Annotated in this window: 22 protein-coding genes; 13 read left to right on the forward strand and 9 right to left on the reverse strand. The window is 68.4% G+C overall.

Going from position 1 to position 20,842, the window contains the following annotated elements:
* The first annotated feature begins 59 nt into the window (after window positions 1-59).
* Complete coding sequence (locus tag C472_RS00220; protein WP_006627751.1) at window positions 60-1,124, forward strand: LamG domain-containing protein; 1,065 nt, start codon at window positions 60-62, stop codon at window positions 1,122-1,124.
* A 242-nt stretch (window positions 1,125-1,366) separates the two neighbouring features.
* Here the strand turns inward: C472_RS00220 and C472_RS00225 are convergent, their stop codons facing one another.
* On the reverse strand, window positions 1,367-1,927 hold the full coding sequence (locus C472_RS00225; RefSeq protein ID WP_006627752.1) for a DUF7344 domain-containing protein: 561 nt from the start codon (window positions 1,925-1,927) through the stop codon (window positions 1,367-1,369).
* A gap of 203 nt (window positions 1,928-2,130) precedes the next feature.
* Window positions 2,131-2,823 carry a hypothetical protein gene (locus C472_RS16060; protein WP_082238212.1) on the reverse strand — a complete coding sequence of 231 codons (693 nt, stop codon included), beginning with the start codon at window positions 2,821-2,823 and terminating at the stop codon, window positions 2,131-2,133.
* A 176-nt stretch (window positions 2,824-2,999) separates the two neighbouring features.
* On the opposite strand from C472_RS16060, the gene C472_RS00235 reads away from it, so the two are divergent.
* Together C472_RS00235 and C472_RS00240 are read left to right on the forward strand one after the other, a co-directional pair.
* Window positions 3,000-3,593, forward strand: a complete 594-nt coding sequence (locus C472_RS00235) for a hypothetical protein (RefSeq protein ID WP_241432935.1) — start codon at window positions 3,000-3,002, stop codon at window positions 3,591-3,593.
* A 93-nt stretch (window positions 3,594-3,686) separates the two neighbouring features.
* A complete protein-coding gene (locus C472_RS00240) occupies window positions 3,687-4,856 on the forward strand; it encodes a hypothetical protein (RefSeq protein WP_006627754.1) in 1,170 nt (389 codons plus the stop codon).
* A gap of 31 nt (window positions 4,857-4,887) precedes the next feature.
* On the opposite strand, the gene C472_RS00245 is transcribed toward C472_RS00240, so the two are convergent.
* Window positions 4,888-5,481 (reverse strand): nitrous oxide reductase accessory protein NosL, encoded by a 594-nt coding sequence (locus C472_RS00245; protein WP_006627755.1) that lies wholly within the window; start codon window positions 5,479-5,481, stop codon window positions 4,888-4,890.
* Window positions 5,482-5,585: 104 nt separating this feature from the next.
* On the opposite strand from C472_RS00245, the gene C472_RS00250 reads away from it, so the two are divergent.
* The 3 genes from C472_RS00250 to C472_RS00260 are packed head-to-tail and all read left to right on the forward strand — an operon-like array spanning window position 5,586 to window position 9,303.
* Complete coding sequence (locus C472_RS00250) at window positions 5,586-7,619, forward strand: NosD domain-containing protein (protein WP_006627756.1); 2,034 nt, start codon at window positions 5,586-5,588, stop codon at window positions 7,617-7,619.
* On the forward strand, window positions 7,616-8,443 hold the full coding sequence (locus C472_RS00255) for an ABC transporter ATP-binding protein (RefSeq protein ID WP_049906106.1): 828 nt from the start codon (window positions 7,616-7,618) through the stop codon (window positions 8,441-8,443). The genes C472_RS00250 and C472_RS00255 overlap by 4 nt, the downstream gene beginning before the upstream one ends.
* Window positions 8,440-9,303 (forward strand): hypothetical protein, encoded by an 864-nt coding sequence (locus C472_RS00260; RefSeq protein ID WP_006627758.1) that lies wholly within the window; start codon window positions 8,440-8,442, stop codon window positions 9,301-9,303. The genes C472_RS00255 and C472_RS00260 overlap by 4 nt, the downstream gene beginning before the upstream one ends.
* 17 nt (window positions 9,304-9,320) lie before the next feature.
* On the opposite strand, the gene C472_RS00265 is transcribed toward C472_RS00260, so the two are convergent.
* Window positions 9,321-9,674, reverse strand: coding sequence for a DUF7471 family protein (locus C472_RS00265; RefSeq protein WP_006627759.1), 354 nt, complete (start codon window positions 9,672-9,674; stop codon window positions 9,321-9,323).
* 112 nt (window positions 9,675-9,786) lie between these two features.
* Between C472_RS00265 and C472_RS00270 the strand changes: the two genes are divergently transcribed.
* The 4 genes from C472_RS00270 to C472_RS00285 all read left to right on the forward strand — a co-directional run bounded on the left by C472_RS00270 (window position 9,787) and on the right by C472_RS00285 (window position 12,796).
* The gene (locus tag C472_RS00270) at window positions 9,787-10,299 is read left to right on the forward strand and encodes a winged helix-turn-helix transcriptional regulator (protein WP_006627760.1); all 513 of its coding nucleotides are present in this window, start codon (window positions 9,787-9,789) and stop codon (window positions 10,297-10,299) included.
* 59 nt (window positions 10,300-10,358) lie between these two features.
* Window positions 10,359-11,213 carry a sulfite exporter TauE/SafE family protein gene (locus C472_RS00275; RefSeq protein WP_006627761.1) on the forward strand — a complete coding sequence of 285 codons (855 nt, stop codon included), beginning with the start codon at window positions 10,359-10,361 and terminating at the stop codon, window positions 11,211-11,213.
* A gap of 125 nt (window positions 11,214-11,338) precedes the next feature.
* Window positions 11,339-12,058: an SCO family protein gene (locus C472_RS00280; RefSeq protein ID WP_006627762.1), complete on the forward strand. Its 720-nt coding sequence runs from the start codon at window positions 11,339-11,341 to the stop codon at window positions 12,056-12,058.
* Window positions 12,059-12,136: 78 nt separating this feature from the next.
* Complete coding sequence (locus C472_RS00285; RefSeq protein WP_006627763.1) at window positions 12,137-12,796, forward strand: DJ-1/PfpI family protein; 660 nt, start codon at window positions 12,137-12,139, stop codon at window positions 12,794-12,796.
* Between the two features lie 37 nt (window positions 12,797-12,833).
* Here C472_RS00285 and C472_RS00290 read toward each other — a convergent pair whose 3' ends face one another.
* The 3 genes from C472_RS00290 to C472_RS00300 all read right to left on the reverse strand — a co-directional run bounded on the left by C472_RS00290 (window position 12,834) and on the right by C472_RS00300 (window position 15,385).
* Window positions 12,834-13,307 (reverse strand): universal stress protein, encoded by a 474-nt coding sequence (locus tag C472_RS00290; RefSeq protein WP_006627764.1) that lies wholly within the window; start codon window positions 13,305-13,307, stop codon window positions 12,834-12,836.
* A 147-nt stretch (window positions 13,308-13,454) separates the two neighbouring features.
* Window positions 13,455-14,507 (reverse strand): HTH-type sugar sensing transcriptional regulator TrmB, encoded by a 1,053-nt coding sequence (gene trmB, locus C472_RS00295; RefSeq protein WP_006627765.1) that lies wholly within the window; start codon window positions 14,505-14,507, stop codon window positions 13,455-13,457.
* A 128-nt stretch (window positions 14,508-14,635) separates the two neighbouring features.
* Window positions 14,636-15,385: a proteasome assembly chaperone family protein gene (locus C472_RS00300; RefSeq protein WP_006627766.1), complete on the reverse strand. Its 750-nt coding sequence runs from the start codon at window positions 15,383-15,385 to the stop codon at window positions 14,636-14,638.
* Between the two features lie 108 nt (window positions 15,386-15,493).
* Between C472_RS00300 and C472_RS00305 the strand changes: the two genes are divergently transcribed.
* From C472_RS00305 to C472_RS16685, 3 genes are all read left to right on the forward strand, one after another.
* Window positions 15,494-16,606, forward strand: a complete 1,113-nt coding sequence (locus C472_RS00305) for a mechanosensitive ion channel family protein (RefSeq protein ID WP_006627767.1) — start codon at window positions 15,494-15,496, stop codon at window positions 16,604-16,606.
* Between the two features lie 44 nt (window positions 16,607-16,650).
* Window positions 16,651-18,306, forward strand: a complete 1,656-nt coding sequence (locus tag C472_RS00310; protein ID WP_006627768.1) for an MATE family efflux transporter — start codon at window positions 16,651-16,653, stop codon at window positions 18,304-18,306.
* A gap of 152 nt (window positions 18,307-18,458) precedes the next feature.
* On the forward strand, window positions 18,459-18,992 hold the full coding sequence (locus C472_RS16685) for a hypothetical protein (protein ID WP_152420547.1): 534 nt from the start codon (window positions 18,459-18,461) through the stop codon (window positions 18,990-18,992).
* Between the two features lie 275 nt (window positions 18,993-19,267).
* Here the strand turns inward: C472_RS16685 and C472_RS00315 are convergent, their stop codons facing one another.
* Together C472_RS00315 and C472_RS00320 are read right to left on the reverse strand one after the other, a co-directional pair.
* Window positions 19,268-19,495 (reverse strand): DUF7385 family protein, encoded by a 228-nt coding sequence (locus C472_RS00315; RefSeq protein WP_006627769.1) that lies wholly within the window; start codon window positions 19,493-19,495, stop codon window positions 19,268-19,270.
* 93 nt (window positions 19,496-19,588) lie between these two features.
* A complete protein-coding gene (locus C472_RS00320; protein WP_006627770.1) occupies window positions 19,589-20,809 on the reverse strand; it encodes a DUF418 domain-containing protein in 1,221 nt (406 codons plus the stop codon).
* Window positions 20,810-20,842: the final 33 nt, after the last annotated feature.

The following is a 20,842-nucleotide window of genomic DNA, read 5'->3' on the forward strand; positions in this document are numbered from 1 at the left end:
GTGCGATCGCTCTCATCGCGGGCGGTGCCGGACTGTCCGCGTGGAACTCCAACGGTTCCGTGGCGATCCGCAGCGATCGGGACGCCGATCTCAGTACGTCGGACGACTCGGAAGCGCTACTGGGCGTCTCCGGACCGGAGACCGTCGTCGGATACGCGGGTGAAAGGGTACGACTACGACGGATAACGAACCGGTCCGACGAGCCGATCGACGTGTCGATCGACGCGCCGGGTGCGCCGCTGAGAGACATCTCTGCCCCCGACGACATCGAACCCGAAGAGTCCGCGTGGATCACGGCGACCCTGGATTGCCCGGGAGAGAAAGAGGAAGTCGCCTTCACGATCCTTGCCGACGGCGAAACACACCGCTTCGAGGTCGACCGTGATGTCACCGTGGTCGACCCGCGTGTCTCCTACTGGAACCCCCGCTTGAGAGACGACGAAGCTACGATAGACGATTGGGACGACTGTAATCGACCGGAGAACGACGGGAGCCCGGTGTCTTTCGTGGGCTCTCGGTCACGAGATCGAGTGTTTGATTATCTCTACGAAAAGTGGAAAAAGCACGAAAGAGAGAAAAAAATCGAAGTCGGAAGCGACGACTCGCTGAATTTGGACGGTGAGTTCACGCTTTCCGTCTGGGTTCTTCCGGGCAACAGAGACGGTACCGGTGACGCTGCGGGCGGCGACTACGGTCTGGGGCGACTGTTCAGTAAGTGGGGTAGCGACCAAAGCGAGAAAAGCTATCAGCTCTTCATCGGGAGCGGTTTCGACGGATCCGAGCAGAACACCGTCTTCATCGAAGTCGGCCCCGATTCGCCGGTAAACACTGACAGTACGCTCGACGATGGGTGGAATCACGTCGCCTGGTGTCACGGATCGAACGACCGCGTGTACATCAACGGTGAAATGGTGTACGAGCCGACGTCGCCGCTGCCGGATCCGCAAGACACCCAGAGTCCCCTGCTGATCGGTAACGGGCCGGACGGGGACTACCAGTTCAGGGGTGCGCTGGACAACCCGCAGATTCACTCCATTGCGCTTTCGGGCGATCAGGTGAAGCGGTTGTACGAGACGAGTCAGGACGGAAGCGCGGGCACGCTCGTCCCGGAGCCCTCCCAGTAGCGCCGCACCTCACGGGTGGTGGTCTACGCCTCTCAGCGACCGTCGTCGAGCCGGCCAGCTCGTCGTTCGGCGGGGCGCACTGATCGACGGCCGGCACGACTGGACGCGTTCTCACGCCCACTCCGTGGTGTCGACATAAAATATAACATCTGAGTGACAGACGTGTTTTAGGTCGAAAATACCAGAACGATCACACAAAGCCACGTTTCACGAGTCCGGTCCGACCGTCAGACTCCGGCCGGTCAGACTCTTCGGTCCGGCGGTTCCTCACCGCGGCCGAGTTGCATCTCTCGGTTCTGGTACGTGTGATACGCGGCCGAACAGGTGAACAGCACCGCGATCACGACGCCCCACGCGAGGCCGGGCACCGACGCCGGAAACACGCCGACCCGGACGGCCGCGAGGAGTGCCAGCGAGAACGCGGACAGACCGAGGTAGTACTCGGCCCACGGGATCGAATCGCCGGGGACCACGTCCATGTACACGTCGAGTTCCTCCGCCTCGCTCGTCAGTTCGACTCGCCCCCTCTCCTCGGTGATGACGCCGGCGCGCTCCAGCCGCGGTAAGTGGTTCTGCTGTATGGAGGTGTAGACGAGGTGCCGCTCGTTCGAGGTGACCTCCGAGACCGGCTTCTCGTTTTCCCACGCCGCGACCTCTTCGGCGAGCGTCGAGAGATCGGCGGTCTCGTCGTCCCGCTTCAGTATATGAAGGGCGTACCGCCGTCGCGGATTGCTCAGCAGGTCGTGAATCTCGTCGCGAGAGAGCGGAGAGTCATCGTTCTCAGCCTGTGTTTTGAGACTCATCACTGTATCCAGAATCTCGAACACGGGTGCGTTCGATTTTAATCATGTAAACGCAGTGGCGGCATATTTATAAAATATATGATTTAAATGGGCTTAGGTGCCTGACATAAATAGAGATGAAATTCTTTGGAACTACCATCACCGGTTTTGAGACCGGTTATGACTGTCTCAATCTCTGGGGAGTAGCTAACCCGATATGGATTTTAGTTCGCGCTGCCGATGGTAATGTTAAGCGCTTCCGTAGCCTCGTCGTTGGTTCCAGTAGCTACGTCTGCATTGACCGTGTCACCGCTGGCTGGGGTTTCGAACGTGACATCCTGAGTTGACGGATCGGTGCCGTTGAGGTCGGTTAGAATCGAATCGTCGCTCTCGCGGAGAGTTCCGAACGTGACATCCGAATCGTTACTGCCCTCGGTATGTCCGAAAGCAAATAACTCGTCGAAATCAACTGTCGAATTCGCCGGAAGGCCCTCATTATCGCCATCGGACCCGAAGACGATTCTCACGTCATTAGCGACCAGACTCACGTAATTAATCTCTCCCTCTGTGTACTCTGTATTTAACCCGTTGTATCCGACATCGCTCTGTGGGAACAATGTGTTAACGTCTGAGATAGTACCACTTCGCGATTCAACACTAACAGCAGATGAGGTGATGTCAACAAGAACGTCGAGTCCAACGGTATCTGTTATTTCCGTTGCAATGTTGTCCTCCTCAGTGTCGCCTGCTCCCTCAATAACACCACTCCCAGAGTCGTAGACGTCTCCACCTAAGATATTCACTTCAACCGCGCGTTCCGCGGTCGTCGAACTGAACGCCCCCGACCCGAACGCGGCTCCCGTTCCGACGCCGGCCAGACCGATCGCACCTAACACGCTCCTGCGATTGAGCTTCATTGCTGTACTTCACCGTACACACGGCATCCACTTACTAATCCGGCGAGTTAGCCTCCTAAATGGATCACATAGCCGTTCGGGACGGGATTCAAGCACACCCAGAAGCGACCGAACCGGTCGGTCACCGGGGCTAAATTGGTTCAATAATATACCCGTACACCGCGTACGCGAACGTAATGCGACGACGAGCGTTATTGGCGGGTGTCGGTCTGTCGAGCGTCGGGGTCGGGGCCGCGTTCGGGTCGGGGGCGTTCACCACGGTCGAAGCCGATCGGAGCGTCGAACTCGGCGTGAAGAACGACGCGGACGCCCGGATCGGATTCGAGAAGAACGAAAACGGAGCGGGACAGATCATTGAAACGACCAGCGGAGAGAGTTCGGCGAGCGTCGTCAAGTTCGCGCAGGACGACCTCAACGAGCAGTCGAAAACGTCGTTCCTGAAGGCACTCACGGTCACAAACAACGGGACGGGGAGTTCCGCGCCCGACGTCGACCTCTACGTCGAAGACGGCGACTTGCTCGGTGGCGAGTGGGACAGCGATGACGATGGCGACGAGACGAAGGACGACATCCTCGATTTCCGGGAACACGACGGGTCGTCCATCGTCGGTACTGACAACAGTATCACGCTGAACGCGGGGGCAGACGGGGACGATCAGGGAGACAGCGTCAACGTCGACGTCGTCGTCGACCTCAGAAACGGTGGGGACAAAACTGCGCTTGAGGGCATCGAGAAGGTGACTTTCGTCGCGGAGGCCGTCGACAATTAGTCATCCTGACTCGACCGCTTCGGCGAACCGACTCGTGGCCGCCGATCCGCGACCCCAGGCAGGGGAGATCCCCCGCTAGTCCGACCCGAACGAATGAACCGTGCCACCGTCGTCGTCCTCGCCCTCGTCGTCCTCCTCAGCGGCGCGACCGCCACCGCGGCGGCGTTCACCGGCGGCGATGAGGTCGCGCCCGGCTCCGAGGTGTACCTCGACGCCGCCGACAGCGAGAACGGCGAGGAATACGTCCGGTTCGACGGGAACGACGAGGTACGGCTCGAGTTCGACGCGCTGCCACCCGGGAGTCAGACGCGCGTCGACGACCTGTTCGTCGTCGGGTTCGGCGGGTACGAGGACGGCGACAGCACCACGACGGTCCAACTGGAGAGCACCGACGATCGGATCACGGTCGAACGGATGGACACCGGAGAGTCCTTCGGCAGCGGGGAGGTCACTCTCAAGCCGGGAGAGTCGGTGACGTTCGGCGCGACCGTTTCGACCGACCAGCGCAGCTTCTCCGGAACGATAGAACTTCAGGTCGACACCCCCGACGAAGGGGGCGACTCCGGCGGTGGCGGTACCGGGGGTGGAGGTGGCGGTACCGGGGGTGGAGGTGGCGGTACCGGGGATGGAGGTGGCGGTACCGGCGGAGATGGCTCCGGCGGGAGCGCCGGAGCGGGCAGCGGCGGTGACGACGGAGGTAACGGCGGTGACGGGGGAGACCAGACCGAAGGCGATGGCGGCGGTGACGCCGGCGGCGAGACGGGGGACGGCGACGACAGCGACGAGCCCTCGGAGACCGATACCGGAACGGACGGCGGCGGGACGGGCGGAACGGACGACGGCGGGACGGGCGGAACGGACGACGGCGGGACGGGCGGAACGGACGGCACCGCCGACGAGGCCGCCGGGGCAGAGGAGACGGAGCCGATCGCCGAGCCGGCCGGCGGCCAGTTTGACCTCCTGCCCGTCGGGTGGTCCCTGTTCGCGGGCTTCCTCGCCGGGCTCTCGAACTACCTCGTCCAGACGCGAATCAGGGACGTGATACCGGCGTTAAAGACCGAACGGTCGGAGCGCAGGGCACGGCTCCGGAGCATCCTCGTACGCGAAGCGGCGGTCATGCTGGCCGTGATTGTGCTCACCGTGCTAGTGGCGGGTGCGCTCTCCAGCGCCGGGATTACCGGCGTCACGCAGTTGATCGCGACCTTGGGATTCTCGGCGATAGCCGGCGGGCTGTCCGGCGCGCGCGGGTTCCCGAGAATCTGAGTTCGCCGTACGCTCGGTCGGGTTGTCGCCCTTACAGCGCCTCCAGAGTCGCGCGGTCCACGTCGCTCGCGGGCATCGCCTCGCCGCCGTACTCCGCGACGAACTCGTCGACGTCCCCTTCGTCGCTGAACGGTATCAGGTCGGGTCCCATCGCACCGATCACCTCGCTGCGTGCGACGACGGTGAGGGCCGTTTCGCGACCGAACGCCTCGCTCTCGACGTGTGAGGAGAACATCGTGTCGCCACCCTCCTCGAACACCGCTTGATCGACCGCCGAGTAGTCGGTGAGGAACGTCGCGAGCGCGGTCCGCCCCTCGTCTTCGGCGTCGAAGCGGTACGTGTACGCACAGGTGGCGCTACAGAACTGCGCCGGGCGGCCCCCTTCCGGCTCGTCGTCCTCGAAGTGGACTTGTCCGACCGTTCCGGGATGGTCGGCGATGACCATCCCGCACTGGTCGCAGGCCCGGTCGTCGTCGATGGAGACCGGATCGGCCGCGTTCGACCCGTCCCCGGCGCAGCCGGCGACGGCGACCGCGCCGGCGGCCGCGACCCCGGCGAGCAGGCGTCGTCGCGGGACGGTTTCGGGGCGGACGGGCACGGGACTCGGCGGGTCGTCTTTCGTCATACTCGAAATTGGAACAACGGCCTTTTAGCACCTCTGGACGCGTTCAGCTGCCCGTTCGAGGAACGAACCAGACGGAATAAGTCGCCGTCGATCGAACTGTTCGCGTGGCAGTTTTCGACCCCGACTCCGCCCGGTCGCGTCGCGTCCGCCTCGCGGCCGCCGGCCTGATCGCAGTCGCCGCGGTCGCGACCGCCGGCGCGTTCGCCGCCGATCCGAGCGAGTCAGTCCCCGAGCCGGTGCGGTTCGACGACACCGTCGAACTCGGGCTCTCCTCGGAGACGGACGCGCTGATGGCCGGCGACGCGACCCTCCCCCGGGTCCAGGTGTTCTATTCGCAACTCCAGTACGTCGTCGGCTACAACGGGATCGGCCCGTTCGTCGAGAGCCGGCTGGACGGGCGGACCGAGCGGCAGTTCGGCTACCCGCTGGTCGCGTACGTAGAGACGTTCGACCACAGGAGCCCGGGCACGACTCAGTCCGGACTGTTCTCGGCCGGCGGGGCCGGCGGGTGGGTCCCGGTCTCGGCGGCTCGGTACGTCGTCGGGAGCGACGCCAGATCCCCGTCGGGCGACGTCGTCGTTCCGTTCCGGGAGCGCGAGGCCGCGGCGGCGTTCGCCGCCGACCACGGCGGCTCGGTCGTCGGCTGGGAGGCGGTCCGGACCCGGTCGTTCGACATCGACTCCGCGGCGACCGTCCGCTCGCTCGCGCCGGAGCGGTGGCGGGCGGCGGACGAGCGGCTCGCGGCGGCCGAGCGGCGCGCGGACCGCCCGGTGTCCGTCGTCGTCGGCGAGGACGCCCCGACCGTCGACGCCGCGGTCGCGGCCGCGCCGCCGAACACGACGGTCCGCGTCCCGCCCGGGACCTACGAGGAGACCGTGACCGTGAACCGGTCCGTGACGGTCGCGGGCGCGGGCTCCGGCGGGGGACGGAACGACGACGGTGTGACCCGCGTCGTCGGGAACGGGACCGGATCGGTGATCACCGTCCGCGCATCCGACGCCGCCCTCACGGGGTTGCGGGTCGCGGGCACCGGGAACGAGACTCGCGACCCGGAGGCGGCCCGCGAGTCCCGCGACCCCGAGGGCGAGGCGTGGGACACGAACATCCAGCTCGGATACGGTCACGGCGACGCCGGGATCAAGGCCGTCGGCGCGCCCGGGCTCGTCGTTGACGACGTCGCCGTCGACACGAACGCGAGCGGGCTCCTGCTGCGGGAGGGATCGCACGCGACCGCGAGCGGGCTCGTCGTCGACGGGACCGACGAGTGGCAGGAGGGGTTCATGGGCGTCACCGGGATGGAGTCGCGCGTGACCGTCACTGACAGCCGGTTTCAGGGCGGCCGCGACGGTATCTACCTCCACCGCGCGGACGGCTCGGTCGTGCGGAACTCGACGTTCGCGGACAACCGATACGGGACGCACCTCATGTACACCGGCGACGCGCTCGTCGCGGACAACGACTTCCGGGACGAGCTGTTCGCCGGGGTCACGGTGATGACGCGGCCGGCGGGCAACGCGATCGTCGGCAACGACGTCCGCAACTCGAGCGCGGGGATCCAGGCGTCGGGGACGCGGACGTACGTCGGTTACAACACGCTGGTCGGGAACGAACTCGGCTTCTCCACGAGTGCCCGCGGGTCGCTGTACGAGCACAACGTCGTCGTCGACAACGAACTCGGCGCGCGCGCGACGACCGTCGTTCCCTCGAGCCGCGTCGTCGCGAACGACTTCGTCGGCAACGACGACCACGCGACGGCGGGTGCCGGCGCGCTCCGCGTGTGGGCCGACGGCGACCGCGGGAACTACTGGGAGGGCGCGAACGCCGGCCCGTACGCCGACGGCGAGCGGGCGTACCGCCCCACGTCCCCGGTCGACGGCGCGCTCCACCGACACGCGAGCGCGGCCGCGGTCCGCGAGTCGCCGGCGGCGCGACTGCTCGACGCCCTCCGCGGAACCGTCCCCGGGGCCCGCTCCGGCAGCATCGTCGACCCGTCGCCCGCGGCGGAACCGCACCACCCCGAGCGGACCGACGCGGCCGCGCGGGCGAACGCCGGCGCTCGGGGAGCGATTCGGGCGGACTGGCGGTCCGCGAACGGGTCCGAGTGGGACGCCGTGGCGACGGCGGGGGGATCCGCGTGAGCGACCGCGCGCTCGCGACGCTCGACGGGGTCACGCGCGCATACGGCGGCGTCCCGGTCCTCGACGGCGTCTCGCTGTCCGTCGGAGCGGGCGTCACCGCCGTCGTCGGCCCCAACGGCTCCGGCAAGTCGACGCTGCTCGGCCTCCTCGCGGGCGCGGTCGAGCCCACCGCGGGAGCGGTCCGGTACGCGGAGGGGGGGCCGCGCTCCCGGTCCGAGAGGTGCGTCGGCTACCTCCCGCAGCGGGTTCCGTTCCGGGACGGGTTCACCGCCAGAGAGACGCTCGGGTTCTACGCGGCGCTCGTCGGCGGCGACCCGGGCGGGGCGCTGGCGGACGTCGGCCTCGGCGACGCGGCAGAAAAGCGCGTAGAGGAACTTTCCGGGGGAATGCGACGGCTGCTCGGAATCGCGCAGGCGACGCTCGGCGACCCGGCTGTCGTCGTCCTCGACGAGCCGACCAGCGGGCTCGACCCCGAGATGCGCGAGCGGGCCTTCCGGGCGGCGGCCCGCGCGGGCGACGACGCGGCCGTCGTCGTCAGTTCGCACGACCTCGACCTCGTCGACGCCCACGCGGACGCCGTCGTCGTCCTCCGGCGCGGCCGGGTCGCCGCGGTGGGGGCCCGGGACCGCCTCCTCGACGAACACGGGGTCGACGACGTCGCCGGGCTGTACCGCGCGGTCGCGGGGCGATCCGACGACCGCGCGCCGGCGGTCGCCGAGGGGGAGGGCGGGGGGTCGGGCGGCGAGGCGGATGACCGGGGGGAGGGCGAGGCGGGCGACCCGGACGACGGCTCCGTTCACGTTCCGGGGGTGTCGGACCGATGAGTTCCCCGTTCACCGGCGTCTGGGTCGTTTTCCGTCGGGAGCTGTCCACCGTGCGACGGACGCCCGGGTACGCCGTCCTCGCGGTCGGGCTGCTCGCGGTCCTCGGCGGACTCGTCGCGGTGGGCGGCGGCGGCGCGACCGGGTTCGTGCCCGCCGTCGTCGACCTGCTGTTGCCGGCCGAGGTGCTGGTCCCGCTGCTCGCGGTCGTGCTCGGGTACCGCGCGCTGTTCGCCGACGTCGCGAGCGGCGAGCTCGACGTGATCCGGACCTACCCCGTGAGCGCGGTCGGATACGTCCTCGGGGTGCTGCTGGCGCGGGTGGTCGCGCTCGTCGCGCTCGTCGGCGGGCCGTTCGCGCTCGTCGGGGCGTACGTGTGGCTCACGGCCGCCCCGGACACCGGGATCTTCGCGACGCACTCGGGCGTCGACTCGCCCGTGCTCTTCGTCCGCTTTATCGCGCTCGTCGTCCCGTTCGGCGCGGCGTACCTCTCGCTGTCGGCGGCGGTGTCGACGATCGCGACGAGCCGGCGGAGCGCGTTCGCGCTCGGCCTCCTCGCGCTGCTCGGCGGCGTCCTCGGCGGCGACCTCGCAGTCCTTCGGTCGCTGGCGGCCGGGGCGTCGCCGGGCGGGGTCGCCGAGTCGATCGCGCTCTCTCCCAACGGGGCGTTCAGGGGACTGGTCTTCGAGCACGTCATCGGCGTCGCCTTCGCGCCGGAGGGGGGATTCGTCGACACCGGTCGGGCGGTGGCCTCGCTCGTCGGCTGGAGCGTCCTCGGGATCGTCGCGGCGGTCGCGGCCGTCGCGTTCGGTCCCCGCGTCGGCGTCGCGATCGAGCGCCTCCGCGGGAGCGTGCGCCGGTAGTCCCCCGCGCCGCCCGGTCAGTCGGAGACGGTGTCGTCACCGATCGCTCCGGGCGCGTGGGCGTACACGGCGTAGAGGACGAGCGCGGCGATCAGGAAGTCCAGACCGTGCGCGATGAGGTGGTGGGCCGGCATCGGTACGACGCCGAGGACCGTGCCGGCACCCACGACCGACCGGGCGAGGAGCGCACCGACCGCGAGGGAGATCAGTCGGTACTGCGCCCGGCGGCGGCGGCGGTACGCGGCGAGGCTGACGGCGAAGAGGGTGGCCGTTCCGAGCCCGGCGACGATGACGATCGCCAAGATCGGGATCGACCCCTCGACCGACCATCCGGCGAGCGCCGGGAGCGACCCCGTGAACGACTGCGTCACACTCCCCTTTCGGGGCCGACGAACAAGAAGACGTGCCCCTCGAGGCGTTCCCAGCCGAGGGGAGTGCGCGCGCGACTTTTATTCCGCGGGAGGGAACGTCGAACAGCCACGAATGTCGGACACCAGATCCCGTATCCGACGCCACGTCCGCGACACCCCCGGCGTCCACTTCAACCGGATCGGCCGCGACCTCGACATCGCGACCGGACAGGCGCAGTACCACCTCCGCCGGCTCGTCCGCGACGGCGAGCTGGCGGTCGAGCGGATCGGCGGGCGCGCCCACTACTTCGATCCGACGGTGGACCAGTGGGACCGCCGGACCCTCGCGTTCCTCAGGCGTGAGACGGCCCGGGAGATCGTCGTCCGCCTCCACGCGGACGGCCCGACCCGACCGGGGGCGCTCGCGGACGAACTCGACCTCGCGAAGAGCACGGTGTCGTGGCACGTCTCGACGCTCGCCGACCACGGGATCGTCGAGAAGTCGCCGGACAGACCCATGACCGTCTCCCTGACCCGTCCCGACCGGACGGCCGCGCTCCTCGACGAGGTGTCGCCGTCGCTGCCCGACAGGCTCGTCGACCGCTTCGTCCGCACCGTTGACTCGCTCTTCGACGCCGAGGGCTGACGGCGTCCGTTCGCCGATCGTACCAGATCGGTTAGCGCCCTCCGGGCCGTTTCGCCGGTATGTACGCTGCCAGCGTCGGGACGCTCCGCTCGCTCCTCGCCACCGCCGACCCGGCGACCTGCGAGCCGAGCGGCTCCCTGTACGCGACCGACTCGCTGGGGCTCGGCGTCTTCTTCCTCGTCGGGCTGCTCGGCGGGGCCCACTGTCTCGGCATGTGCGGGCCGCTCGTCACCACCTACGCCGACCGGATGCGGTCCGCGGAGCCCGACGGACGCGGCGGGCGCGACGACCTCACCGTGCGGCAGGTCCGCCAGCACGCGCTGTTCAACCTCGGCCGAGCGACGAGCTACGCGGTCCTCGGGGGGCTCTTCGGCCTCGCGGGGAGCGTCGCGTTCGTCACCGGGCGAACGGTCACGACCCTCGCGGCCGACGTCCACGCGCTCACCGGGATCGCGGTCGGCGGGGTGATCGTCGCCATCGGCGTGCGCTACGCGCTCAGACTGGAGTTCGAGTCCGTCCCGATCCCGGGCTTCGAACGGGCGACGACGGCGGTGAGCGACCGGATCGTCGCCCGCGTCGACGCGTGGGTCGGCGACTGGCGCATCCTCGGACTGGGTGGGGCCCACGGGTTCCTTCCGTGTCCGCTCCTCTACCCCGCGTTCCTGTACGCGTTCGTTCAGGGGAGCGCGCTCGGCGGTGCCGTCGCGCTGGGCGTCCTCGGCCTCGGGACGGTGCCGGCGCTGCTGCTTTTCGGCACGGTCTTCCAGTCGATGCGACTCGAAACGCGGCTCCGTCTCCACCGCGTCCTCGGCGTCGCGTTCGTCGCGCTCGGGTACATCCCGCTTCAGCACGGGCTCGTAACGCTCGGCGTCCCGCTGCCGCACCCGCCGATCCCGTACTACGCGCCGTTCTGAAGCGGAGTCGCCCGGCCGAGCCGCCGGATCGAGTCACTCGATCGAGCCGACCCCGCGGGACCGCGTCGCACGCGTTCGTCGATCGCACCAGACGCGTTATGCGCCGCTCGGCCGTCCGCTCAGGTATGAAGCGCCGAACGCTACTCGCCGGCGTCGGAACGGCCGCGGTCGGCTCCGTCGCGGGCTGTACCTCGCGTCTGTTCGGCGATGGCCCGGACGGCGTCGCGCTCGACCCGCAGGAGGACCAGATTGCGGACAGCGAGGACCTCGCGTACCCCGCGTACGGGCAGCCGCTGCCGTCGTTCGAGCTGCCGGCCCCGCTCGCCGACGGGGCGTCCGACGGTGACGCGCTCGCGGGCGGGACGTTCGACAGCGACGAACTCGACCGGACCGCCCTCGTGACCGGCGTGTTCACGTTCTGTCCCGCGGAGTGTTCGATCCTGCTCCGGCAGTGGGTGACGGTCCAGCGCCGCGTCGCGGACGCCGGACTGACCGACGACGTGTACTTCCTCCCGATCACGTTCGATCCGGAACGCGACGACGCGGCCGCGCTCCGCGACAACGCCGAGTCGATCGGCGCTGACCTCGACGCCGGCAACTGGACCTACCTCCGGCCCGAGACGCCCGAGCGCGCGAGTGCCGTCGTCGAAGACAAACTGGGCATCGGGTTCGAGCGGACGACCGACAGCGACCGACTCCCGGGGTACGACTTCACGCACATCGTCGTGACCACGCTCGTCAACCCCGACGGCGTCGTCGAGCGGGCTTACCGCGGCGAACGGCTCGACCCGGACCGCGTCGCCGCGGACGTCGAGCGGGTCGTGGCCGCCTTCGCCGACGAGTGACGGAGGGGCGTCGACCGCGCGGGATCAGCCGGCGACAGGAGGGGAACGCACAAGCCGTCCGCCCCCCTCCAGCCCGGTGTGAACGTCGATATTCTGCTGTACGACGGGTTCGACGAACTGGACGGGATCGGCCCGTACGAGGTGTTCGACTACGCGCTCGACTACGCCGCCGAGGGCGATGCCGACGCCGAAACGGGCGATGACGCGAGCGACGAGCGCGCCGGGCGCGTCCGGTACGTCGCGCTCGACGACCGCGAGCGGGTGACCGCGAGCCACGGGACCCGCGTGGGCGTGGACGGGACCCTACCCGACCCGGAAGCCGACGACGCGCCCGATCTGCTGGTCGTCCCCGGCGGCGGGTGGACCGCGCGCGACGAGGCGGCGAGCGCGTGGGCGGAGGCGCAGAAGGGGGACGTGCCGCGCGCGCTCGCCGCGCACCACGAGGCCGGCACGCGGATCGCCTCGGTGTGTACCGGGTCGATGCTACTCGCCGAGGCGGGCGTCACGGACGGCCGCCGCGCCGTCACCCACGCCTCGGCGGTCGAGGAACTCCGCGAGTCCGGCGCGGCGGTCGTCGACGCGCGCGTCGTCGACGACGGCGACCTGCTCACCGCGGGCGGCGTCACCTCCGGGCTCGACCTGGCGCTGTACGTCGTCGAGCGGGAGTTCGGAGAGGGGGTCGCCGACCGCGTCGCGACCGTCATCGAGTACGAGCGGCGGTACGCGGTCGCGGAGTAGGTCCCCGGAGCGGGGGTCGGTCGCCGTCCGAACGCGGTCAGTCGCCGTCCGCGTCGTCCGGAAGCGGCGCTGCGTCGTCTCCGCCAGCCTCGGTCGTCGTGGTCTCGCCGTCGGCGTCGACGGTGATCACGGTACAGTCCAGCTCGCCGCGGAGGAACGAGTCGATGTCTGGGTCGGAGAGGAGCTTCTGAACCATCCGCCGCCAGCGGCCCGCCTGTTTCGAGCCGATGACGACGACGTCGGCCCCTTCGGCGACGACTTCCTCCAGTATCGTCTCCTCGACGAGGAAGCCGCGGCGGACGACGTAGCGCGCGCGGTCGAGCCGGCCGATCCGCTCCTCGACGGCGCGCTTGAGGTCGCTGCGGGAGACGCCGCCCGAGCGCTGGTACAAGTCCACGTGGAGGACCGTGAGGTCGGCACCGCGCTCCTCGGCGACGCGGGCCGCCTCGCGGAGCGTCGCCGCCGAGTGCGACGACGGGGGGAATCGGACCGGGACCACGACGAGCGTCATGTCAGGCCGGTGGGTTCCGGGGCGTCAATACGCTGTCGATGCCGGCGCGGAGTCGGCACCGTTTCCCGGGCCGGGTTCTCCGATCGACTCGCGGCGTCGGCGAGCGGGTTACGGTGCGACGGCCGGTCTACGGCGTCGACGACCGCCTCAGATCGCCGGTGGCTCGCCGCGGCCGATCACGATCTCCTGTCCCTCGACGTCCTCGAGGGCGGCGACGCGGCCGCCGATCTCGACGCGGCCGTCTCCGGTGTCGACGACCAGCGACGCCACCTCCTCGGTGTCGACGAACGCGACGTCGACGACCTTGCCGCTGACGGTCACGTCGGCCCCCGTCTCGATGTCGCGCCCCTCGACGGTGGCGTAGAACTCCTCGCCGTCGAACTCGCGGACGTCCTTGACCGCGCGGCGGATCGAGGCGTAACGGCGGGGGAAGGGACGCTCCGCGCCGTCGGCGGCGAGCGTTTCCGCGGTCGTCCACAGGACGGTCCCGAAGAAGCCGGAGACGAGGAAGCCGAGCGCGGAGCGGTTGAAGATGACGCCGTAGCGCTCGCGGTCGTCCCGCAGGGCGTCTTGGGTCGCGTACACGGAGTACTCGCCGTCGCCGACCGCGAGGACCGGCGTGGTGATCCCTCGGCGGGCGCGGGCGATGGTCGCGACCTCCAGGTAGTCGAACTCGGTCGGATCGGGCGCGTTGGCGGCGGGCGTGACGAGCAGCTCGACGCTGACGCCCTCGGAGACCTTCGCGGCGAGTTCGTCGCGGAACCGCCGGAGGAGCCCGGGCGTGAGCGACACCGCCAGTTCGTACTCCGCGTTCGCGATGACCTCCTCGAGGTACCGGAGGATCGTCGACCGCGACTTCACGAGCGACACCGCCTCCGTCTCGCGGGTCGGCGCGGTGTAGCGCGCCTCCAGTTCGTCCACCATCTCCGCGAACGACGAGCGCAGGTCGCCGAAGGCGTCCTCCGGGTCGACGGCGACGATCTTCATCGGCCGCGACTCGCGCAGTTCGACCAGTCCGCGGTCCGACAGGCTCCGGACCGTGTCGTACACGCGCGGCTGCGGGATGTCCGTGCGGTCGGCGATGTCGCTCGCCGTCAGTTCCCCGTGCTCCAACACCGCGAGGTACGCGTCGATCTCGTACTCCCCGAGGTTGAACCGGTCACCGACCCGGTCGAGCGTGTCCCGAAGGTCGTCCGTCATGTGACGGAGAACGGGGGCGGGGATTATAGCTTTTTACTATGGGCCGAGTTGTACGCGTTTTCGGAGCGCCCTCCTCCGTGCGCCCCGGTCGCGGTCGGCTACGGTCCGTCCCGGCCCCGATCCGGCCGTCACATGTACATGCGGTCGTAGCTCCCCTCCGGCTCCCGCTCTTCGATCCGCCCGGCGAGGTCCTCGTAGTGGCGGCGGATCTCCTCGGCGAACGCCTCAAGCGGGGCCGCGTCGACGCCGAGGTCGTACACCGCGTTCGCCGTGTCGACGAGGCGCACCGCGGCGTCGACGTCGGGGGCCTGCGCGTGGACCGGCGTGACGAACACGCCGACGCCGAGCGACGAGTCCAGTCCGCGTTCGAGCAGACCGGCGTTCGCCCCGTCGAGGAACCCGGACTCCATCGCGGGCACGTCGGTCCCGTCCCCGAGCCGCGCGGCGCGGTAGTCCTCGGTGGCGACGTGGAAGGTCCGGTGGGCGTCGGGGCCGTGCGCCACCGGGACGCCCGCCAGCACCGCGATCTCGGAGACGCCGTTCGCCGCCGTCCAGTCGAGGAGCGCGTCCGCGAGCAGTCCGCCGGGTGCCGGCGGGACGAACTGCTCGGCGACCAGTAGAGTGATGTCGAGGTCCGGGGCGGAGTACAGCCGGATCGGGTGTCGGGGCGTCCCCTTGGTGAACGGCGTGATCGACGGGAGCCCGTCGATCCGGACGTGGCCCGTCTCCGCCAAGTCGAGGTCGTCGACCAGGTAGTCGACGGCGGTCAGCCCGGCCAGCCCGAACGACGAGAACCCGGCAATCACCGCGTCTCCCGGCTGTGAGTCGTGTTCGACGCTGAACCTCGGTGCCGTCGGATCCGCGGGCGGTCGCGACATACCGCCCGTTCGCTCAGCGGCGTGTTAGCAGTTGTCCCGTCGCCCGCGGACTTCCCGTCAGCGGCCGCGGGGAGAAACGCTTTTTCGGGTGGCCGACGCGGGTTCGCTATGGTCTTTCAGGAGGTGACGCCGGTCCCGGGGATCGCCCCACGGCTCTCCGGGGTCGGCGAGTGGCTCGTCGGGATCGGCGAGCGGCTCGCCGCCCTCCCCGGAGCCAGCCTCCTGACGGTCGTCGCAGCCGTCGCGGTCGGCGTCGTCGTCGCCAACTTCCTCGTGCGGCTGATCGGTCGCCCCGTGGCGCGCCGCGTGTCGCGACAGAGCGTCGCGCAGACGATCATCCGCGGCGTCCGTGTGGGGACTATCGGTCTCGCCCTGTTGGTCGGGCTCGACGCCGTCGGGTTTCGGTTCTCGGACCTCCTCTTGGGGACGGCGGTGTTCTCCGCGGTCATCGGTATCATCCTCGCGCCGCTGGTGGGGAACTTCATCAACGGCGTGTTCATCCTCGCGGACCAGCCGTTCGAGATCGGCGACATGGTCGAGTTGGAGGACGGGACGACCGGGTTCGTCGAGGACATCACGATCCGGTACACGAAGATATTCACCCTCGACAACACCTTCCTCGTCGTGCCGAACGGGACGATGCGCGAGCGGGACGTGACGAACCTCTCCGCGGAGGACGAGCGCACCCGGCGGTCGATCGACGTGCTCGTCACCTACGAGAGCGACATCCCGGAGGCCCGCCGCCGCATCGAGCGCGCGGCGCGCGACTGCGAGGCCGTCATCGACGGCGGCCCCGATATCCGCATCGGCGTGGCCCGGTACATGGCGGGGCCCGACTGCCGCCTACACGAGTTCGGCGACAACGGAATCTTACTCCGGCTCCGCTACTGGGTGAAAAAGCCCTACAAGCTGGCGAAGGTCCAGTCGGACGTGAACACCCGAATCCGCGAGCGGCTCGGCGACCCGGAGGCGGACGTCACGATGGCGTACCCGCACCGCCACCTCGTCTTCGACGACACCTCCGGCGTCGCCCGCGTGAACGCCGATGCGAACCGGTCCGCGGCGACGGACTCCGGATCGGCCACGGCCGCCGCCCACGACACCCCGGGCGACGCTCCCGCATCGGACTCCGGGGCGGACTCCCCGGACGGCGGGTTAACGGCCGCCGATTCGACCGAGGACGACCGCGACGACCGCCCCGACGGCGGCAGGAGACGCTGACCGGATCGGAAGTCTGATAGCGCGCCACCGGCGTTTGTACGCCAGTGAGCGACGAGCCTCCGGTCGATCCGGACGACCCCTCCGACGGGCCGGACGACCCCGCTACCGCCCCGGACGAACACGCCCACGCCGACGGGTCGGACGACCCCGACCAGCCCGACGGGCCCGGCGACGGTTCCCCGGGCGGACCGGACGGGCCGGTCGACGGGGAGTCGATCACCGAAGGAAGCCTCCTCCGACCGCTGTTCCGGCTGGCGTGGCCGATCGTCGTCATCCAGCTGTTACAGGTGACGTACAACATCGTCGACACGCTCTACCTCGGCCGGCTCTCGGCGGAAGCGGTCGGCGCGATCAGCCTCGCGTTCCCGCTCATCTTCCTACTGATCGCGGTCGCCGGCGGGTTCACCACCGCGGGCGCGATCCTCGTCGCGCAGTACACCGGTGCCGACGGCGACGGGTCGGCCGGACTGGTCGCGGGACAGACGATCTTCACCGTCTCGGTGCTGTCCGTCCTCATCGGTATCGCGGGCTACTTCTACACCCGGCCCGCCCTGGAGATCCTCCCGAGCGACGCGGACACCGCGGCGACGGTGATCCCGCTCGCGGCCGACTACATGGAGGTCATCTTCGCCGGCATTCCCCTGATGTTCGGCTTCTTCGTGTTCTCGGCGCTGATGCGCGGCTACGGCGACACCCGGACGCCGATGGCCGTGATGTTCATTTCCGTCCTCCTGAACGTCCTCCTCGACCCGTTCTTCATCTTCGGGTTCGAAGGCAACCCGCTGTTCGGGTGGCTCGCGGCGGTGCCGGGTCTCGCGGCTCTCGACCCGGTCGCGCTGGAGGCGACCCTGCTCTCGGCGACGGGGATCACCGGACTCGGAATTAGGGGCGCTGCGCTCGCGACGATCCTCTCGCGCGGCGTCGCGACCGCCATCGGGCTCTGGGTCCTGTTCGGGACCGACTACGGCCCCGACGTGACGCTCGGTCACCTCGCGCCCGACCTCGATTTCATCGAGGACATCTTCCGGCTCGGGCTCCCCTCCAGCGTCGAGCAGACGACGAGCGCGCTCGCGATGATCACGCTCACGGCGATGATCGTCACGTTCTCGCCGCCCGTCGTCGCCGCCTACGGGCTGGGGAACCGCCTCATCTCGCTCGTGTTCCTGCCCGCGATGGGACTGGGACGGGCCATCGACACGATGGTCGGACAGAACCTCGGCGCAAACCGCGCCGACCGCGCGGGCAAGGCGGTGAAGTTCGCCGCGACGACCGGCGCGGGCGTGATGTTCCTCGTCGCGGTCGTCGCGGTCACCTTCACCGAACCGATCGTTGGGGCGTTCCTCGGCGACGTGCCGGACGCGCCCGCGACCATCGGCTACGCGGTCGAGTACGTCCGGATCCGCTCGGTCGAGTTCGCCTTCATCGGCGTCTCGCAGGTTATCCTCGGCGCGTTCCGCGGCGCGGGCAACACGAAGACCGCGATGGTCATCTCGATCCTCACCCTCTGGGTGGGCCGGGTCGCCAGCGTGGCGTACCTCGTCTTCGTCGCCGGGTGGGGCGAAACGGGCGTCTGGGTCGGCATGGCGCTCGGGAACGTCCTCGGCGCGGTCGTCGGCGTCGCGTGGTTCGCGCGCGGCACGTGGACCGAGCGGTACATCGACGACCCCGACCCCGGCGTCGACCCCGTCGGCGACGACTGACGCTCGGGATCCGTTGAGATCCGCAGCAAGTGATGTATTTCGGCTCGATCGCGCTCAGGACGGTGTGCGGAAAGAGGGAAGCAATCGGTTAGTCGACACAACAAATAAATTCTCATCTACACTAATTTCAATCAGAAATTGAGGCTCGGAAAATGACCACGGAAGCCTCACTCCGCGAACGCCTCTTCGGTTGTGCCGTCGGTGTCGAATACTCGTGGCGGCAGCGGTATTTAGGTACTACATTTGAGTCGTTCGACGACCGTATTATCGAACGAATAGAAGAACGCGAATCAGTACGAGTCGAAGAGTACACGAACACGTTAATAGAACTGTGCGAGAACGCGATAGAGGCCAATTTCACGCTCACAATTGAAAAAGAGAGTGTCGAGATACTGGAGGAACGAGATGTATTCGACCAGTATGTCCCGTTCAGCGAGGTCAATGACGACACTCATACACGAGAACAGGCAATGATAATGAAGACACTCGACGAATGTGAACCAGTCTACTCCTGGCTTCTAAAAATTGAGACAGACCCCCACCTCAGGTATCGGTGGGGACGCTACCGGACCATGGTAAAGCTCTGCCAGCACCTCACCAGCATAGTTGAAGAGTGGTGTTTCGACGAGCCAGATCGGAGTGGCCGCAGAACCTCGGGGTCAGTTCTCCTGTTCGGACCTATCTGATCGTAGGTCTGGTCTCGTTCAAGTTTACATCAGCGGCCTAGTTTCCAACGTGCTACTACCTCGTGTGTAATTCCCGCTGAGACATTCACTTTCATGTTCTACTGAAATCCTCTTCTTTTGGTCTATTCTTGTTTGGCCTGCTGAAACCCTTCGTATACGACGATTTCTGGCTCGGTGCCAGTCACGACGTACCCTAGGCGGCCAACCACTTCGACGAGAGGGAGTCTGAAGGAGGAAATTCACGGAGTCGACGCCGCGTAAGCCGATCGCAGCCCTCAGTGTCTGAACAGGTACACGGCGTCGTCGTCGCGAAGCAGACAGAACCGCGCGCCGTCGTTCTCGGGAAACGTCGTTCCGGCCTGCTCGGTGACGAACAGCCGCGAAAAGATTTCGTCGCACACCGGACACGCCATGTCCTCGCGGTTCTCCCAGAGACTGGTCGTCCCCGAGTCGCGGAGCTGTTTCAGCTCGTGGCGGTGGTCGTGAACGTCGAAGTCGGCCATGTGCGGAGCGTTCGCCGGGAGGGTGTTGAACGTGTCCTCGCGAGTCTCAGTTCGGAGAACGGGCGTCGGGCGGGGCCGGTCGCGCTCGGGCGGTCACCCGTCGAGCCGCATCGGCTGCGCCTCCCCGTAGGTGAGGGTCCGCCACACCCACTCGACGGGGCCGAACCGGAAGTACCGCAGCCACAGCACCGACAGGGGGACCTGAACCGCCCAGATCGCGGCGACGATTGCGTACTGCTCGACGCGGGTGACGGAGCCAAACAGCCCGAGCCCGTGCCCGTAGAAGACCGTGGTCGCGATCACGGTCTGGAGCAGGTAGTTCGTGAAGGCGGTCCGGCCGACGGCGGCGAGCGCGCGGGTGACGATCCCCTCGCCGCGCCACCTGACGAACAGGGTGACGGCCCCGACGTAGCCGCCGGCGACGAGCAGGCTCCCGACGTAGTTGAACTGCCGCCAGAACAGCGCGGCGTCGGCGCTCCAGTCGTTCGCCTCGACGTACGCGACGCCCGCGACGACGATGCCGACGCCGACGACGCCGCCCGCCACGAGCCGGCGGTAGAACGCGGTCGAGCGCTCGCCGGTCAACACGCCCCACCGGTACAGCGCCATCCCGAGCAGCATGATCCCGCCTACCCGCCAGAAGTTCTGGCCGATGAACCCGGTCGTCTGGCGCTGGAACGACGAGTCGACGCGGTGGCTCATCTGATCGAGCCACCCGCCGCGGTAGGTGGCCACCTGCTGGCGCAGCGCGGCCTCGGAGGGCAGCCACTGGCCGGCAATGGCGTCGCCCCCGATCGACACCGCGGAGAACAGTTCGACCGCCGGGAGGAACAGCAGGAACACGGCGCTCAGCCCGGCGAGCTGTCGGGCGTCGAGGTCGCGGACGTACAGCAGGAAGATCCCGGTGAGGCCGTACGCGACGAGGATGTCGCCGTACCACAGCAGGTACGCGTGGAGGAGGCCGACACCGATCAGCACCGCGGTCCGGCGGAGGTGGAGGCGGACGGCGTCTTGCCCCTTCTCCTCCTTGCTCTCGACGAACAGCAGGACCCCCGCGCCGAACAGCGCCGAGAATATCGTGATGAACTTCGACTGCGCGAAGACGTGCCCGGCGAACCACGCCCAGTAGTTCGCGCCCGAGAACTCGCCGTAGGCGGCGGCGTCGGCGTACACGTTCGGGTTCAACAGCGTCTGCTCGGGCATCGAGAACACCCAGACGTTGATGAGGAGGATGCCGAGCAGCGCGAACCCCCGGAGCGCGTCGAGGCTGGTGATCCGTTCGGAGGGCGGCGTCGGGCCTGAATCGCGAGTCACGAGTTGGCTGTTGTGTTCGGTCCCAGCAACGAA

This window comes from Halorubrum tebenquichense DSM 14210 (assembly GCF_000337415.1).
In the GTDB taxonomy this organism is placed as follows: domain Archaea; phylum Halobacteriota; class Halobacteria; order Halobacteriales; family Haloferacaceae; genus Halorubrum; species Halorubrum tebenquichense.